Here is a 13,261-nt window from a genome sequence, read left to right on the forward strand (position 1 = left end):
ACCCTCGCGCCCTGAATTACTGGCCTCTGGCGAAGATCTACCGAATGATCGGTTGTCCGCTTTGGCTGTGCGCCTCGTGCGCCCGGCCCGGGGCGAGGAACGGGAGAGTGACCCATGACGGCTCTGCTCGACGCGGCGGAGCGGCTCGGCCGCGAGGAGCTCCGGGTGCTGCAGCTGGAGCGTCTGCGCGCCAGCCTGCACCACGCGTACTCGCAGGTGCCGCACTACCGGGCCGCCTTCGACAGGGCGGGGCTGAAGCCCGACGACTGCCGTTCACTGGCCGATCTGGCCCAATTCCCCTTCACCACCAAGGCGGATCTGCGGGAGAACTACCCCTTCGGGATGTTCGCCGTACCGCAGGAGGACATCCGCCGCGTCCATGCCTCCAGTGGTACGACCGGCCGCCCGACCGTCGTCGGCTACACCGAGAACGACCTGTCGATGTGGGCCGACGTGGTGGCCCGCTCGCTGCGCGCCGCGGGCGCCCGCCCGGGCCACAAGGTCCATGTGGCCTACGGGTACGGGCTGTTCACCGGCGGGCTCGGCGCGCACTACGGTGCCGAGCGGCTCGGCTGCACGGTCGTCCCGGCGTCCGGCGGGATGACCGTGCGCCAGGTCCAGCTGATCCAGGACTTCCGGCCCGAGATCATCATGGTGACGCCGACGTACATGCTGACGCTGCTGGACGAGTTCGAGCGCCAGGGCGTCGACCCGCGCTCGACCTCGCTGCGGGTGGGCGTCTTCGGCGCGGAGCCGTGGACCGAGGAGATGCGCGCGGAGATCGAGGAGCGGTTCGCGATCGACGCGGTGGACATATACGGGCTGTCGGAGGTGATCGGCCCCGGGGTGGCGCAGGAGTGCGTGGAGACCAAGGACGGTCTGCACATCTGGGAGGACCACTTCTATCCGGAGGTCGTCGACCCGCTGACCGGTGAGGTGCTGCCGGAAGGCGAGGAGGGCGAGCTGGTCTTCACCTCGCTCACCAAGGAGGCCATGCCGGTGGTCCGCTACCGGACCAGGGACCTGACCAGGCTGCTGCCGGGCACGGCACGCGTGTTCCGCCGGATGGAGCGGATCACCGGGCGCAGCGACGATCTGGTCATTTTGCGCGGGGTGAACCTCTTTCCCACGCAGATCGAGGAGATCGTGCTGCGCACCCCCGCGCTGTCCCCGCACTTCCAGCTGCTGCTGACCCGCGAGGGCCGGATGGACTGTCTGACGGTACGGGCGGAGGCGCGGGCCGGGGCGGACGCGCGGCAGCGGGACGCCGCCGCGTCGCAGGTCGCTGCGGCGGTCAAGGAGGGCATCGGGGTGACGGTCGGGGTCGAGGTGGTCGATCCGGGGACGCTGGAGCGGTCGGTGGGGAAGTTCAAGCGGATCGTGGACCGGCGGCGGGGCTGAGCGCCCGTGGGGCCCGGCCGCCGGTGAGCCGACGCGCCGGTGAGCCGGTGGCGGCCCCGCTCGGAGCCCCGGTGGCTGCCCGGCCCCCGGGAGCCCCGGAGGCGGCCCGGCTCGGGACCCCGGCTGCGGCCCCGCCCCGGCGGCCTGGCCGCTATGCGGTGGGCGGCGGATCGCCGTAGCGGTCGCGCAGTTCCCGCTTGAGGATCTTCCCACTGGCGTTGCGGGGCAGCGCGTCCACCAACAGCACCCGTTTGGGCGCCTGGAAGTGCGCCAGCTTCTCCCGTGCGTACGCCAGGAGACCGGCCTCGGAGACCTCGGAGCCGCGCGGTACGACGAATGCGGTGACCGCCTCGATCCAGCGCGGGTCGGGCAGTCCGACGACGGCCGCCTCCGCGACACCGGGGTGCGTGTAGAGGACGTCCTCCACCTTGCGCGAGGCGACCAGTACTCCCCCGGAGTTGATGACGTCCTTCACCCGGTCGACGATGGTGAAGTACCCCTCGCTGTCGCGCACCGCCAGGTCGCCGGAGCGGAACCAGCCGTCCCGGAAACCGTCCGCCGGGTCCCTCCCCCAGTAGCCCTCGCACAACTGCGGTGAGCGATAAACGATTTCGCCCGCCGTGCCGTCCGGCACGTCCCCGCCGTCCTCGTCGACGACACGGGCCTCGACGTGCCGCACCGGCCTGCCGCACGAGGCCGGCCGCTCCTCGTGCTCCTCGGGGCGCAGCACGGTGGCGAGCGGCCCGATCTCGCTCTGGCCGAAGCAGTTGTAGAAGGCGAGGCGCGGCAGCCGGGCGCGCAGCCGCTGGAGTACGGGTACGGGCATGATCGAGGCGCCGTAGAACGCCTTGCGCAGGCCGCCCAGTTCACGCTTCTCGAGCCCGGGATGGTCGGCCAGTGCGATCCACACCGTCGGCGGTGCGAAGAAGCCGTCCGCGCGGCCCGCCTCCACCAGGTCGAGGACGGCGGTGAGGTCCGGCCCGTCGAGCAGGGTGTTGCGCGCGCCGACGGCGAGGCAGGGCAGCAGGAAGACGTGCATCTGTGCCGAGTGGTAGAGCGGCAGCGCGTGGACGGGCAGATCTGTCTCGGCGAGGTCCAGGGCCTCGACGGCGCTGGCGTACTCGTGCACCAGGGCGCGGTGCGTCATGATCGCGCCCTTGGGGTCGGCGGTGGTGCCGGAGGTGTAGAGGAGCTGGACGGGTTCGCGCGGGTCCCGGGCTGCTTCGTCGTACGGGAGGGGTTCGCCCAGAGCTTCGAGGAGCGAGCCGGGTGCGTCCCGCAGCGGCCACGTCGCGAGGTCCGCCGGTACGTGGCCGGCGAGGTCCGGGTCGGCCAGCACCAGCGAGGCGCCGGACTGCCTGAGGATGTGGGCCAGGTCGGCGCCGGTGAGGTTCTGGTTGACCGGCACGTGGATCAGTCCGGCGCGGGCGCAGGCGAGGTAGGCGATCAGGTAGGTGTCGGAGTTGTGCCCGTAGGCGGCGACCCGGTCGCCCGCGGCGAGGTTCCGGTCGCGGCGCAGCAGGGCGGCCGCGGTGCCGACCGCGGCGTCCAGTTCCGCGTAGGTCCAGGTGCGGTCCCGGTAGCGGAGGGCCGTGCGGTCCGGGACCCGCAGGGCGGTGTGCCGCAGGAGTCCGTCGACGGTGCTGTCGAGGAACGCTGCCGTGCGCTCGGGCGCCCCGGGCCCCGGTGTGTCCGGGCCGGCTGCCCCTGGTGTCCCTGGTGTGGTCATGGCGTGATCCTGCGCGGGGGTGACGAATGCGGTCAAGAGTGGCGCACGACATGTGCGTACCGTGCGGGATGTTGACAGGTACCGGACGGTAATGACTGAGTGGCACGTGACATCACGGAGAATCCTCACAACTGCTGTGTTGTGACGCCCTGTTGGGAGGCACGTTGTCCCTCCGGACCCGTACGAGAACCGTCGCCGTCGCCTGCATCGCCCTGCTCACCGCCGTGAGCACCGTCGCCCCCGTCGCTTCCGCCGACCCCCGCGGGCAGGAGAAGCGGCCTTCGCACGGCGGCCTGTCGGCCGTCGTCCGCTACACCGAGTACGGCATTCCGCACATCCTCGCCAAGGACTACGCGAACCTCGGGTTCGGCAACGGCTGGGCCCAGGCGAACGACCAGGTGTGCACACTGGCCGAGGGCTTCGCGACCGTACGCGGCGAACGGTCGCGGTACTTCGGTGCGGACGGCCGTCCGGACGGCTCACTGTCGTCCGCCTCCACCAACCTGGCGAACGACCTCTGGTTCCGGGGCGTGCGCGAGAGCGGCACGGTCGCGAAGCTGATGGCCAGGTACGCCCCGGTGGGCCCGAGCCGGCAGGTCAAGGAGCTGATGCGGGGATTCGTCGCCGGTTACAACGCCTGGCTGAAGCAGAACCGGGTGAGCGATCCGGCCTGCCAGGGCGCTCCCTGGGTGCGCCCCGCCGCCGTCGCGGACATCCACGCCCTGAGCTACGCGTTCGCGGTGCTGGGCGGGCAGGGGCGCGGCGTGGACGGCATCACGTCCGCCCAGCCGCCCGCCGCGGGGAGCCGTCCGGGGGCAGGCCAGGGAACCGGCCCGGGCCGGGCAGCCGGTGCGGGCGAGGCGGCCCGGCGGTTCTTCGACACCTCGGACGCCGCGATGGGCTCGAACGCGGTCGCGTTCAGCGGGCGCACGACGGCGAACGGGCGGGGGCTGCTGCTCGGGAACCCGCACTACCCGTGGTCGGGCGGGCGCCGCTTCTGGCAGTCGCAGCAGACCGTGCCGGGTGAGCTCAACGTGATGGGCGGCTCGCTGCTCGGCGCCGTGACGGTGTCGATCGGCCACACCTCACGCGTCGCCTGGTCCCACACGGTCGCCACCGGCGTTCCCATGAACCTCCACCAGCTCACCCTCGACCCGGCCGATCCGACGGTGTACGTGGTCGACGGCAAGCGGGAGCCGATGACCAGGCGGACGGTGAGCGTTCCGGTCAAGGACGGCACGCCGGTGACCCGCACCCAGTGGTGGACCCGGTACGGGCCCGTCGTCAGCGGGCTCGGCGCGCAGCTGCCGCTGCCCTGGACGGCGACGACCGCCTTCGCCCTGAACGACCCGAACGCGACGAACCTGCGGGCCGGCGACACCGCGCTCGGCTTCAGCAGGGCGCGCGACGTCGCGGGGATCCAGGGCGCCCTGCGCCGCAGCCAGGGGCTGCCGTGGGTGAACACGGTCGCCGCCGACTCCCGGGGCGGCACGCTCTTCACCCAGTCGCAGGTGCTGCCGCGCCTCACCGACGAGCTGGTGCGGCGCTGTTCGACCCCGCTGGGCGAGGTCACCTATCCGGCGGCGGGAATGGCGGTCCTGGACGGCGGACGGGGCGACTGCACTCTCGGCCGGGACAGGGACGCGGTGGAGGCGGGCATCTTCGGCCCGTCACGGATGCCGACGCTGCGGGACGCACCGTATGCCGAGAACTCCAACGACAGCGCCTGGCTGGCCAATCCGGACCGTCCCCTGACCGGGTACGAGCGGGTCTTCGGCAACATCGCCGCCTCGCGTACGATGCGCACCCGGGGCGCGGTCGAGGACGTGGCGGCGATGGCCGCGCAGCGCGGGCTGACGGTGGCCGACCTCCAGAAGCAGCAGTTCGCGAACCGGGTTCCGGCAGCCGATCTGGTGCTTCCCGAGCTCCTGCGGACCTGCGGCGCCGGTGAACTGGCCGCAGCTTGCGCAGTGTTGGCCAAGTGGGACCGAAAGGCGGACACCGGGAGCCGGGGTGCCCTGCTCTTCGACCGGTTCTGGCGCAAGGCAACCACCGCGGTGCCGCCCGACCAGCGGTGGAAGGTTCCGTTCGACGCGGCCGACCCGGTGCGCACGCCGCGCACCTTCAACACGGCGGCGCCCGGCGTCACTTCGTCGCTTGCTGCCGCGGTGGCCGAGCTGCGGGCGGCGGGCATCGCGCTGGACGCGCCGCTGGGCGAGCACCAGTGGGTGCTGCGCAACGGCACGCGCATCCCCGTCCACGGCGGCACCGAGTCCCTCGGCGTCTGGAACAAGGTCGAGCCGGTGTGGAACCCGGCGGCCGGGGGCTACACCGAGGTGACGTCGGGCTCCAGTTACCTCCAGGCGGTCGGCTGGGACGGCGGGCCCTGCCCGGTGGCCAGGACGCTGCTGACGTACAGCCAGTCGTCGAACCCGGCATCTGCGCACTACCGCGACCAGACCGAGTTGTACTCGGGCGAGAGGTGGGTGACTTCCCGGTTCTGCGAGCGGGACATCCTCACGTCGCCGAAGCTCAAGGTCGTGTGGGCCCGGGAGCGCTGACCGGCCCCTGGCCCACTCACAAGATCGTTAACCGGCTCCGGGCGTGAATTCACCACTTCGGTGATGATCGTCCGGGGCCGGGCTCCTTTCCCGGTCTCCCTGCCTAGCGTGAAGAGGATCCACGCGCGGGTCCCTCTTCCGGGTCCGTGCTGCCGAGCAGGGAAGGCGAATTCCGGAACCATGCCCCAACCTTTCACGCTGCCCGAGTTCTACATGCCGTATCCGGCCCGGCTCAATCCCCATCTGGAGCACGCGCGGGTGCATTCCAAGGCCTGGGCGCGCGAGATGGTGATGATCGAGGGCTCGCAGATCTGGGACGAGCACGATTTCGACAGCCATGACTACGCGCTGCTGTGCGCGTACACCCACCCCGACTGCACGGCGGAGCAGTTGGCGCTGGTCACCGACTGGTACGTGTGGGTGTTCTTCTTCGACGACCATTTCGTGGAGCTGTTCAAGCGCAGCCCCGACCTGAAGGGCGCCAAGGCCTATCTGGACAGGCTGCCGGCGTTCATGCCGGTGGAGGCGGGCGCGGCGGTTCCGGAGCCGACGAACGCGGTCGAGGCGGGGCTCGCCGACCTCTGGGCCCGGACCTGCCCGTCGATGTCCGAGGCGTGGCGGCGGCGGTTCGCGGTGGCCACCGAGCATCTGCTGGAAGAGTCGATGTGGGAGCTGATGAACATCAGCGAGGGGCGTGTCTCCAACCCCGTCGAGTACATCGAGATGCGCCGCAAGGTGGGCGGCGCCCCGTGGTCGGCGGGTCTCGTCGAGTACGCGGCGGGCGCCGAGGTCCCGGCGGCGATCGCCGCGTCCCGGCCGATGTGCGTGCTGCGCGACGCCTTCTCGGACGGCGTCCATCTGCGCAACGACCTCTTCAGTTACGAGCGCGAGATCCTCGACGAGGGCGAACTCTCCAACGGTGTCCTGGTGATGGAGACCTTCCTCGGCGTCCCGACGCAGGAGGCGGCAGAAACCGTCAACGATCTGCTCACCTCGCGGCTCCAGCAGTTCGAGACGACCGTCTTCACCGAACTGGAGCCGCTGTTCGCGGAGTTCGCCGTCGGGCCGCAGGAGCGGCTCGACGTATTGGCGTACGTGAAGGGCCTGCAGGACTGGCAGTCCGGCGGCCACGAGTGGCACATGCGCTCCAGCCGGTACATGAACGGCGCGGGCGACGAGGCGCACGACTCCGCGTCGTACGCCCTCGGCGGGCCGACCGGGCTGGGGACCGCGGCCTCCCAACTGCTCGCCTCCCTCGCGGTCGGTGTCCCCGCACGGGCGAGGAACGTGGCGGTGCACCGCTTCGAGAAGGTCGGGCATCTCGAACTCCCCGATCTGTACATGCCGTACACCACCACCCTGAGTCCGCATCTGGACGCGGCCAGGGAGAACGTGGTGCGCTGGGCGGACAGCATGGGCATTCTGGCGGGCGTCCCCGGCATTCCGCACTCCGGTGTCTGGGACGAGGCCAAGATCCGGGACTACGACCTGCCGTTGTGCGCCGCCGGCATCCACCCGGACGCCACGCTCGCCGAGCTGGACATCAGCTCGGGCTGGCTGGCCTGGGGTACGTACGGTGACGACCTCTTTCCCGTCATCTACGGGCGGACGCTGGATCTGGCCGGGGCGAAGGCGGCCAATGACAGGCTGTCGCTGTTCATGCCGGTGGAGGACGAGCCGATGCCGCCGTCCTTGACCCCGCTGGAGCGGGGGCTCGCCGATCTGTGGGCGCGGACGGCGGGGCCGCTGCCGGCGGAAGCGCGACGGGCGTTCCGCAAGTCGGTCGAGGACATGACGGCGAGCTGGCTGTGGGAGCTGGCGAACCAGGCGCAGGACCGGGTGCCCGACCCGGTCGACTACATCGAGATGCGTCGCTTCACCTTCGGCTCCGACATGACGATGAGCCTGGCGCGGCTCTCGCACGCGAACACGCTCCCGCCGGGGATCTCCGGGTCCCGCCCCTTCCTGTCGATGGAGCGGTCAGCGATGGACTACGCGGCGCTGCTGAACGACCTCTTCTCGTACCAGAAGGAGATCGAGTTCGAGGGCGAGATGCACAACGGGGTGCTGGTCGTGCAGCACTTCCTTGGGTGCGGGCCGGAGCAGGCGCGGGACGTGGTGGTCGATCTGATGAAGGCGCGGATGACCGAGTTCCAGCACGTGGTGGACAGCGAACTGCCGGATCTGTGCAGTGATCTGGGGCTCGACGCGGCGGCCAAGAAGGCGGTGGCGCATTACGCGCAGGAGCTCAAGCACTGGATGGCGGGCATCCTGATCTGGCACGAGGGCTGTGTCCGGTACAAGGAGGCGGACCTGCTGCGGCACCAAGCGGCCCCGGTGCCCGTACTGTCGCCCGGCGCGCCGGCCGTTCCCACGGCCCGGCCGCACGGACCGGGAGCCCCGGGTCCGACCGGCATCGGCACCTCCGCGGCGCGCATCGCGGAGCTGTGGTCGCCACGGGCCCCTGCCTCTCCGGGTGCGGGGGCGACGGCGCTCGTCGGGTAGCGGGGGCCGCGGGGGTTTTCCCTCCGGAAGCGGGGGCAGGCGCTCGTACGTCAAGGAAACGCCTCAACACGCAAGGGAGTGCGAACCCCATGACCGCGCAGAAGAAGACGAAGGCCAAGTCCGACCAGGCGGTCGGTGCCGCCAAGGAGACCGTGGGTCGCGTGGTGGGCAACGAACGGCTGACTGCGGAGGGACGCGCCCAGCGCGCCAAGGGCGACGGCCGGCAGTCCGTGGAGAAGGCCAAGGACGCCTTCAAACGCTGACCGCCCCCCTGCGGAAGCCCGGGTGACCGCCACGGTCACTCAGGGCCGCCGCAGCAAGACAACAGGACGCCGCGTCCAGCGCAACGCGGCTGCACAAGGGCCGCGGCCCGGCGGGTGATCCCCTTCCCCGCCGGGCCGCGGTCCTGTCCGCATGCCGTCACAGCGCGCTGTCGCGCCCTTCCCAGTAGGGCTCGCGCAGACGGCGTTTGTAGAGCTTTCCGTTGGGGTCGCGGGGCATGACCGCGATGAAGTCCAGGGTCCTCGGGCGTTTGTAGCCGGCCAGGCGGTGGGCGCAGTGGGCGAGGATCTCGGCGGCCAGGGCGTCCGAGGGGGCGTGGCCGGGCGCCGGTTCGACGACGGCCTTGACCTCTTCGCCCCGGTCGGTGTGCGGGATGCCGAAGGCAGCCGCGTCCGCGACGGCCGGGTGGGTCAGCAGAGCGGCCTCGATCTCGGCCGGGTAGATGTTGACGCCACCAGAGATGATCATGTCGATCTTGCGGTCCCGGAGGAAGAGGTAGCCGTCCTCGTCGAGGATGCCGAGGTCTCCGACGGTGAAGAAGTCACCGATGCGGTTCTTCCGGGTCTTGTCCTCGTCCTTGTGGTAGCTGAATCCACCGGTGCTCATATGCAGGTAGACCGTGCCGAGTTCGCCCGGCGGGAGCCGGTTGCCGTCGTCGTCGAAGACGGCGAGCTCACTGATGGGCCAGGCCTTGCCGACGGTGCCTGGCTTCTTCAGCCAGTCCTCGGCGGTGGCGAACGCGCCGCCGCCCTCGCTCGCCGCGTAGTACTCCTCGATGCAGTTCCCCCACCAGTCGATCATGGCTCGTTTGACGTGCTCCGGGCAGGGTGCGGCCCCGTGGATCGCATGCCGCATCGTGCTCACGTCGTACGCCCGCTTGATGTCGTCGGGGAGCGCGAGCAGGCGGTGGAACTGGGTCGGGACCATGTGGGTGTGGGTGCAGCGGTGACTGTCGATGAGGCGCAGCATGTCCTCGGGTGCCCATTTGTCCATCAGGACGAGGGGGTGTCCGATGTGCAGGGCGGCGCCCGCGAACTGGAGTACGGCGGTGTGGTAGAGCGGTGAGCAGACCAGGTGGACGTTGTCGTCGAAGGGCCTGATGCCGAAGATGCCGAGGAATCCGCCGAGGTGGGACTCCTCGGGGAGCCTGCCGGAGAGCGGGCGGCGGATGCCGCGCGGGCGCCCCGTCGTGCCCGAGGTGTAGTTCATGACCCAGCCCAGCGCCCGGCCTTCGGGGGCCGACTCAGGCTGCCCGTGGAGGAGTTGGGCGTAGGGGCGGAAGCCGGGTACGGCGCCGACGGCGTAGCGGTGGGAGGCGGGGAGGCCCGCTTCGGCGGCGGCGGCGGTGGCCCCTTCGGCGAAGCGTTCGTGGGCGATCAGGACCTTGGCCGCGGAGTCGGAGACGATCCAGGCGATCTCGGGTCCGGTGAGGTGGTGGTTGACGGGCACCAGGTAGAGGCCGGCCTGCACGGCGGCGAGGTAGGCGGTGAAGAACTCGACGCCGTTGGGCAGGACCACGGCGAAGGAGTCTCCCTCGGTCAGCCCTGCGGCCCGCAGCCCGTGCACCAGCTTGTTGCACGCCGCGTGGAGCGCTCCGGCGGTCCACTGCTCGCCGTCGGGGGCGACGAGGACGGTGCGGACCGGGTCGGCGGCGGCCTGGGCCCAGAAGCCGTTGGGGGGCGTCTCGCTCATGACTGTCCCTGCTCCCTTCCCGCGATGCGGTTGATGCGGCTCACCGCGCGCTCGAAGTCGCGGGTGAGCTCGTCGAAGACTGCCTGGACGCCGCGCCGGGAGTTCATCCGGCCGACGATCTGCCCGACCGGGGTGCCGAGCAGCGGTTCCACCTCGTACTTCTGGATGCGGGAGTTGGCCTCGGCGACCAGCAGGCCCTGGAGGGGCATCGGGAGGGCGCCGGGGCCGTTCGGGTCGTCCCAGGCGTCGGTCCACCCGGTGCGCAGCTGACGGGCCGGCTTGCCGGTGAGGGCCCGGGAGCGGACGGTGTCGCCGGAGCCTGCGGCGAGAAGTTTCGCGGTGAGTGCGGCGGAGTGGAGTTCGGCCTCCTCGGTGGTGAGCCAGAGCGAGCCGAGCCAGGCGCCCTGCGCGCCGAGGGCGAACGCGGCGGCGATCTGCGCACCGCTGCCGATGCCCCCGGCGGCCAGCACCGGCAGCGGGTCCACCGCGTCGACCACCTCCGGCACCAGGACCATGGAGGCGATCTCGCCGGTGTGTCCGCCGGCCTCGTACCCCTGGGCGACGACGATGTCGATGCCCGCCTCGGCGTGCCGACGGGCGTGCTTGGCGCTGCCGGCGAGGGCCGCGACCAGCACGCCGTGCTCGTGGGCCCGGGTGACGACGTCGGCGGGCGGCGAGCCGAGGGCGTTGGCCAGCAGCTTGATCGGGTAGTCGAAGGCGACGTCGAGCTGGCCGCGGGCGACCTGCTCCATCCAGCCGGTGATGCGCCAGCCCGACACCTCGCCCTCGGCGAGTGCGGGCACACCGTGCTTGGCGAGGATCTCCGCCACGTATCTGCGGTGGCCGGCCGGGATCATGGCCTCCACCTCGGCCTCGGTCACACCCTCCACCTTCTTCGCGGGCATGACGACGTCCAGGCCGTACGGCTTGCCGTCGGTGTGCTCCTGCATCCAGTCCAGGTCACGGGCGAGGTCGCCGGGGGCGGTGTAGCGCACCGCGCCCAGGACGCCGAACCCGCCCGCCCTGGTGAGCGCGGCGGCCACCGCGGGGAACGGCGTGAAGCCGAAGAGGGCGTGCTCGACTCCCAGTTGCTGGCTCAGCTCCGTCTGCATGGGCGGCAGGATGCCGCAGGGCGGCTGCGAGGGGAAGAGTTTTTCTGATGATGCGTCAGTTATTTGGCGGCGGGCGGGGTGGTTGACACCGGCGGTGCGCTTTGGCCTGCTGGGGTCATGACTGAGGACGGTGCGCACCGAGGTATGGGCCGAAGGCACTTCGCGGGCGGGGTTCTCGCGCTGGGAGGTGCGCTGATGCTGGGTCCGGTACCCGTCGCGGGTGCGGCGGAGGGCGGCGGCTCCGCCGGCGGCGGCCGGCATCCGACGCTGCGTTACGGTTCCCCCGCGCGGGCCGGGCTGCTCCCCGGCCCGCTGGACCAGCTCGTCGCGGACGCGGAGAAGTTCCTGGGCCCCTCCCCCAAGTACCCCTGGTACGCCGGTGCGGTGCTGCTCGCCGGGCGCGGCGGTACGGTCGCCCTGCACGAGCCGATCGGCATGGCCGTGCGGTACGCGGCGTACGACGAGACGAGGGACACGGCGGTGGAGTTCCCGCCGGAGCAGCAGATCGCCGCCGCTCGGGACACCGTCTTCGACCTGGCGTCGGTGTCGAAGCTGTTCACCTCGATGCTGGCCGTGCAGCAGATCGAGCGGGGTGCGCTGGAGCTGGAGGCGAAGGTGGCCTCCTACCTCCCGGAGTTCGGGGCCTCGGGCAAGCACGGCATCACGGTGCGCCAGCTGCTGACGCACACCTCGGGCTTCCGCGCCTGGATTCCGCTGTACTCGCAGCCGACCCGGGAGGGGAAGCTGAAGATGCTGTGGAACGAGAAACCGGCCACCGAGCCCGGCACGGCGTATCTGTACTCGGACCTCAATCTGATCTCGCTCCAGCTCGTCCTGGAGAAGATCACCGCACAGCCGCTGGACACGCTGCTCAGGGACGGGATCACCGCCCCGCTCGGCATGCACCGCACCCGCTTCAACCCGCCTGCCTCCTGGAAACCGGAGATCGCCGCGACCGAGGACGCCCGCAAGCCCTGGTCGGGGATCGACCGCGGGCTGGTCTGGGGCGAGGTGCACGACGAGAACGCGTACGCCCTCGACGGTGTCGCGGGCCACGCCGGGGTGTTCTCCACCGCCTGGGACCTGGCGGTGCTCGCCCGTACGCTGCTGAACGGCGGGGTGTACGGGCGCGCCAGGATCCTGGAGCCGGAGTCCGTGGAGCTGATGTTCACCGACTTCAACACCGCGTTCCCCGGCGACGAGCACGGTCTCGGCTTCGAGCTCTACCAGCACTGGTACATGGGCGCGATGGCCACGCCGCGCACCGCGGGCCACACCGGGTTCACCGGCACCAGCATGGTCATCGATCCGACGACGGATTCGTTCCTGATCGTGCTGGGCAACTCCGTGCACCCGGTGCGCAGTTGGCGCTCTGGCTCGGCGCCCCGGGTGGCGACGGCCAACGACATGGCGCGCGCGGTCGCGGTGCGGCCGGCGCGGAGCAGGACGGCCTGGTTCTCGGGGATGTCCTCCCCGGCGGCGGCCACCCTGACGCTTCCCGCGCTGCCGGTCGGCTCGGACCGGGCGGTGTTCCACTGCGATCTGTGGTGGGACACCGAGCCCGCCGCCGACACGCTGACTCTGGAGGCGTCGGCGGACGCGGGGGCGAACTGGGCGGCCGTGCCGTTCACGACCGTACGAGGGGGCGAGGCACCGCGACCGCGTGCCGGAGGCGTCGTGAGCGGGTTCTCCGGGCGGGTCTGGCACCGGGTGGGCGCGGACCTCGCCGCGTTCCGGGGGAAGGAGATCGCCCTGCGCTGGCGGTACACGACGGACGCACGCCATGTGGGGCGCGGGGTGTACGTCGACGGGCTGCGGGTGCGGGACCGGGGCCGGACGGTGTTCGACGAGGCCAGGCCGCGGGACGCGGCCCGCATCACGGCGGCGGGGTGGACGGCGTCCGCGGACTGACCTCCCGGCGGCGCGGGACCTCGGGTCCGCCTACCGGCGACTGGCACCCGCAGCCGCTACCGGCTACG

General features: G+C 71.4%; 8 protein-coding genes. 5 read left to right on the forward strand and 3 right to left on the reverse strand.

Annotated features, from left to right (window positions below):
* Positions 1-114 precede the first annotated feature (114 nt).
* Positions 115-1,401 (forward strand): phenylacetate--CoA ligase PaaK, encoded by a 1,287-nt coding sequence (paaK, locus tag ACFWVV_RS06840; RefSeq protein ID WP_384349045.1) that lies wholly within the window; start codon positions 115-117, stop codon positions 1,399-1,401.
* 151 nt (positions 1,402-1,552) lie between these two features.
* Here the strand turns inward: paaK and ACFWVV_RS06845 are convergent, their stop codons facing one another.
* Positions 1,553-3,130 carry a fatty acyl-CoA synthetase gene (locus tag ACFWVV_RS06845; protein ID WP_384349042.1) on the reverse strand — a complete coding sequence of 526 codons (1,578 nt, stop codon included), beginning with the start codon at positions 3,128-3,130 and terminating at the stop codon, positions 1,553-1,555.
* Between the two features lie 164 nt (positions 3,131-3,294).
* Between ACFWVV_RS06845 and ACFWVV_RS06850 the strand changes: the two genes are divergently transcribed.
* From ACFWVV_RS06850 to ACFWVV_RS06860, 3 genes are all read left to right on the forward strand, one after another.
* Positions 3,295-5,691: a penicillin acylase family protein gene (locus ACFWVV_RS06850; protein WP_384349039.1), complete on the forward strand. Its 2,397-nt coding sequence runs from the start codon at positions 3,295-3,297 to the stop codon at positions 5,689-5,691.
* A gap of 180 nt (positions 5,692-5,871) precedes the next feature.
* A complete protein-coding gene (locus ACFWVV_RS06855) occupies positions 5,872-8,196 on the forward strand; it encodes a germacradienol/geosmin synthase (protein ID WP_384349036.1) in 2,325 nt (774 codons plus the stop codon).
* An 89-nt stretch (positions 8,197-8,285) separates the two neighbouring features.
* Positions 8,286-8,459, forward strand: coding sequence for a CsbD family protein (locus ACFWVV_RS06860; RefSeq protein WP_384349033.1), 174 nt, complete (start codon positions 8,286-8,288; stop codon positions 8,457-8,459).
* Between the two features lie 157 nt (positions 8,460-8,616).
* Here ACFWVV_RS06860 and ACFWVV_RS06865 read toward each other — a convergent pair whose 3' ends face one another.
* Positions 8,617-10,170, reverse strand: a complete 1,554-nt coding sequence (locus tag ACFWVV_RS06865) for an acyl-CoA synthetase (protein WP_384349030.1) — start codon at positions 10,168-10,170, stop codon at positions 8,617-8,619.
* Complete coding sequence (locus ACFWVV_RS06870; protein WP_384349027.1) at positions 10,167-11,282, reverse strand: NAD(P)H-dependent flavin oxidoreductase; 1,116 nt, start codon at positions 11,280-11,282, stop codon at positions 10,167-10,169. Before ACFWVV_RS06870 ends, ACFWVV_RS06865 begins: the two co-directional genes overlap by 4 nt.
* 117 nt (positions 11,283-11,399) lie before the next feature.
* Here ACFWVV_RS06870 and ACFWVV_RS06875 point away from each other — a divergent pair, with 117 nt between their 5' ends.
* Positions 11,400-13,193 (forward strand): serine hydrolase, encoded by a 1,794-nt coding sequence (locus tag ACFWVV_RS06875; protein ID WP_384349024.1) that lies wholly within the window; start codon positions 11,400-11,402, stop codon positions 13,191-13,193.
* Positions 13,194-13,261: the final 68 nt, after the last annotated feature.

The sequence above is a fragment of the Streptomyces sp. NPDC058663 genome, assembly GCF_042716745.1.
GTDB lineage: Bacteria > Actinomycetota > Actinomycetes > Streptomycetales > Streptomycetaceae > Streptomyces.

Bases quoted from the DNA above. Each gene is read 5' to 3' on its own strand.
- ACFWVV_RS06855 (WP_384349036.1), top strand. From the start codon at position 5,872: ATGCCCCAACCTTTCACGCTGCCCGAGTTCTACATGCCGTATCCGGCC.
- ACFWVV_RS06845 (WP_384349042.1), bottom strand. From the start codon at position 3,130: ATGACCACACCAGGGACACCAGGGGCAGCCGGCCCGGACACACCGGGG.
- ACFWVV_RS06870 (WP_384349027.1), bottom strand. From the start codon at position 11,282: ATGCAGACGGAGCTGAGCCAGCAACTGGGAGTCGAGCACGCCCTCTTC.
- ACFWVV_RS06865 (WP_384349030.1), bottom strand. From the start codon at position 10,170: ATGAGCGAGACGCCCCCCAACGGCTTCTGGGCCCAGGCCGCCGCCGAC.
- ACFWVV_RS06860 (WP_384349033.1), top strand. From the start codon at position 8,286: ATGACCGCGCAGAAGAAGACGAAGGCCAAGTCCGACCAGGCGGTCGGT.
- paaK (WP_384349045.1), top strand. From the start codon at position 115: ATGACGGCTCTGCTCGACGCGGCGGAGCGGCTCGGCCGCGAGGAGCTC.
- ACFWVV_RS06875 (WP_384349024.1), top strand. From the start codon at position 11,400: ATGACTGAGGACGGTGCGCACCGAGGTATGGGCCGAAGGCACTTCGCG.